This window comes from Paraburkholderia sp. SIMBA_054, assembly GCF_046534875.1.
Taxonomy (GTDB): domain Bacteria; phylum Pseudomonadota; class Gammaproteobacteria; order Burkholderiales; family Burkholderiaceae; genus Paraburkholderia; species Paraburkholderia hospita.
Window position 1 is genome coordinate 1 of record NZ_JAWRXV010000675.1, and the last position, 276, is coordinate 276.

Here is a 276-nt window from a genome sequence, read left to right on the forward strand (position 1 = left end):
GTCGTCGAGCGCCTCGATGATGAAGCGCGCGACGGCGCGATCGCGGTCGTCCAGCCGGTAAAGACGCAGCGCGTCATGCAACTGCTCGCGCAAGGTCGGCTGCGAGCGCGCCCATTCGGCGGGATCGCTGCCGTCGGAATCGCCGTTCTGGCGTGCCGAACTGCGGCTGCTGTAGTCGCCCGAGAAGTCTCCCGGCATGTCGTCCGGGCCGCCGCTGTCGAGCGTCTCGCTCGTCACCGCTTCGGCGGGCAATGCGTCGGGCTCGGCGGCCGCGAC

At 70.7% G+C, this 276-nt stretch carries 1 pseudogene; it reads right to left on the bottom strand.

The features are described 5' to 3' along the window. Nucleotides 1-276, bottom strand: a pseudogene (locus tag SB822_RS56800) (RNA polymerase factor sigma-54); the annotation flags it as partial.